General features: G+C 71.2%; 2 protein-coding genes. One reads left to right on the forward strand and one right to left on the reverse strand.

The window, feature by feature from the left end; all coding sequences use genetic code 11:
- Positions 1 to 21: 21 nt before the first annotated feature.
- Positions 22 to 1,626 carry a protein kinase domain-containing protein gene (locus GUY61_RS36790; protein ID WP_166634645.1) on the reverse strand — a complete coding sequence of 535 codons (1,605 nt, stop codon included), beginning with the start codon at positions 1,624 to 1,626 and terminating at the stop codon, positions 22 to 24.
- A 282-nt stretch (positions 1,627 to 1,908) separates the two neighbouring features.
- Here GUY61_RS36790 and GUY61_RS36795 point away from each other — a divergent pair.
- Positions 1,909 to 3,011 (forward strand): protein kinase domain-containing protein (locus GUY61_RS36795; protein ID WP_166634646.1); only part of this gene is annotated, 1,103 nt, incomplete at its 3' end.

The raw sequence follows: 3,011 nt of genomic DNA on the forward strand, positions 1-3,011 counted from the left end.
GGAGAGAGGGAGCGGGCGGGGTCAGGGGCCGGTGGCACCCTCGAGGGCGCCACCGGCGTCGGCGCCCGCGTCCGTGCCCCCGGCGTCGGCGCCCGAGCTCGTCCCGCCGTCGGTGGTGGTGCCGCCGCCCGTCGTGTCCGTGGGCTCCCCGCTGGGCTCGGACGGCTCCGACGGGGTGGGCTCCTGCGACGGCTCGGACGGCTCGGACGCGGTGGCCGTCGGCGTCGGCTCCGTGCTGGTCACCGGGTTCGTGGGCTGGTACTCCGACTGACCGCCCGTGCTCGTGCCCGGATTGGTCTGCTCCTCCGTCGCCTCTTCCTCGCTCGGCGTCGGCTCCTTCTCGGACTCGCTCTGCGTCGGGCTCACGGTGGGCTTCTTCTCCGGCGTCTTCGTGTCGCCGCCCGTCTGCTGCAGCGCCAGCGCCACACCCACCGCGATGGCGATGACCGCCAGCGCCGCGAACAGCCACAGCTTGCCGCCGCCCCGGTTGCCGTGGCCCTCGAAACCGCCGTCGTCCCCGCCGGCGCCCATGCCGGGCGGCAGCAGCGGCGCGTGGAACTGGGAGGTCTCGGCGCCGTGACCGGGGTGCGGCAGCGCGGTCGTGGCCGCCATGCCGAGGCCCATGGCGGGCGTGCTGCCGCCCATGTGCATGTCGACGGGGCCGGTGTTCCAGGTGCCGGTGTGCCCGCCCTGCTCCTGGAGCATCTGCAGCGCGTACTGCACCAGCCCGCGCATCTCCTCGGCGCTCTGGAACCGGTCGTCAGGGTCCTTGGCGAGGGAGCGCATCACCAGGCCGTCGAGCTCCGGCGGTACCCCGTCGGCGGCCTCGCTCACCGGCACCGGCGCGTCCTGGACGTGCTGGTAGACGACGGAGAGCGGGGTCTCACCGGTGAACGGCGGCCGGTTGGCCAGGAGTTCGTACAGCAGGCAGCCCGTGGCGTACAGGTCGGACCGGTGGTCGACGGCCTTGCCGAGTGCCTGCTCGGGGGAGAGGTACTGGGGGGTGCCCATGACCATGCCGGTCTGCGTCATCGTCGTCGAGGCGCCGTGCAGGGCGCGGGCGATGCCGAAGTCCATGACCTTGACGGCACCGCTGTGGGTGATGATGACGTTGGCGGGCTTGATGTCGCGGTGCACGATGCCGTGTTGATGGCTGTAGGCCAGCGCCTCCAGCACTCCGGACACGATGACCAGCGCCTGGTCGGCCGGCGGCCGCTCCGCACTGGACAGCAGCTCGCGGATCGTGCGGCCCTCGACGAGCTCCATCACGATGTACGGCACGACCTGGCCGCCGACGACGTCCTCGCCGGAGTCGTAGACCGCCACCACCGCATGGTGGTTGAGGCCGGCCACGGACTGCGCCTCGCGTGTGAAGCGGGCCTTGGAGACCGGGTCCTCGGCGAGGTCGGCGCGGAGCAGTTTCACGGCGACCGTGCGGCCGAGCCGCACATCCTCGGCCGCGAAGACCTCGGCCATGCCGCCACGGCCGAGACGGTGCGTCAGGCGGTAACGCCCGTCGCCGACCAGCCCTCCGTTGACCCATGCCTCCGGCGCGTCGGGCATCGCCGGCACGCCGCCCGTCGCCTCGGGGTCGGACGGGCCCTGGGCGCGCTGCGTCTGTGCCATCGGTCCTCGCCGTCGTTCTTCGTCCATTGCCGCGGTGGTGTCACGCTACCGCGTCCGTGCGGTGCGCCGTTCCGTGATGGACCGGCCATGAAACCCCCGGCACGGTTCCCCGGGCAAATGATGTGCGTACCCGGTAACGCTTGCGCGACGCTTCTTACGCGTACGGTCACGGAACGGGCACCTGGCTTGACTGGTCACGGGCCTGGGGCAGACTTGGCGGGAAATCATGGATCAAGAGGATGTCCGCGGGCGGCGTCCACGCCGATGGGGGAAGCGAGAGACATGAGCCAGGACGGCGCGCATGGCCGCTACGCAGGGCGTTCGCTCGCCGGTGGCCGCTACCAGCTCCGCGATCTGCTCGGCGAGGGCGGCATGGCGTCCGTGCACTTGGCGTACGACACGGTGCTGGACCGCCAGGTGGCCGTCAAGACGCTGCACACCGAACTGGGCCGTGAACAGTCCTTCCGTGAGCGTTTCCGGCGTGAGGCGCAGGCTGTTGCCAAACTCACTCACACCAACATCGTCTCCGTCTTCGACACCGGCGAGGACGACGTCGACGGCACGACGATGCCTTACATCGTCATGGAGTATGTCGAGGGCAGGCCACTCGGCGCCGTGCTCGACGCCGACGTCCGCCAGTACGGCGCGATGCCCGCGGACAAGGCCCTGAAGATCACCGGCGATGTGCTGGCGGCGCTCGAAATCAGCCACGAAATGGGCCTGGTCCACCGGGACATCAAGCCCGGCAACGTGATGATGACCAAGCGCAATGTCGTCAAGGTCATGGACTTCGGCATCGCCCGCGCCATGCAGTCGGGTGTCACGTCGATGACGCAGACCGGCATGGTGGTGGGAACCCCGCAGTACCTCTCCCCCGAACAGGCCCTGGGCCGCGGCGTGGACGCCCGGTCCGACCTGTACTCGGTGGGCATCATGCTGTTCCAACTCGTCACCGGACGGCTCCCGTTCGACGCCGACTCGCCCCTGGCGATCGTATACGCGCATGTGCAGGAGGAGCCGGTGGCTCCCTCCTCCATCAACCGCTCGCTGCCGCCCGCCGTGGACGCGCTGGTCGCCCGGGCGCTGAAGAAGAACCCGAACGAACGCTTCCCCAGCGCCGAGTCGATGCGCGACGAGTGCCTGCGCGTCGCCCAGTCGCTCCAGCCGGCCGCGCCCAGCATCGTCCCCGGCGCCCAGGCCGGCAGCGGCGCCGGCGTCGGTGCCACCGTCTTCCCGCCCCTCGACCCGCAGACGGGCGGGCCCTCCGGCAACGTCCAGACGCCGTACGCCCCGGGGCCCGGCCCGTACGGGCCGTCGACCCCCGCGCCTCAGCCGGGCACCCCGCAGCCGGGCTACGGATACCCCCAGCAGCTGTCTCTTATACA

Source organism: Streptomyces sp. GC420 (genome assembly GCF_009916105.1).
Classification (GTDB): Bacteria; Actinomycetota; Actinomycetes; order Streptomycetales; family Streptomycetaceae; genus Streptomyces.

Bases quoted from the DNA above. Each gene is read 5' to 3' on its own strand.
- GUY61_RS36790 (WP_166634645.1), bottom strand. From the start codon at position 1,626: ATGGCACAGACGCAGCGCGCCCAGGGCCCGTCCGACCCCGAGGCGACG.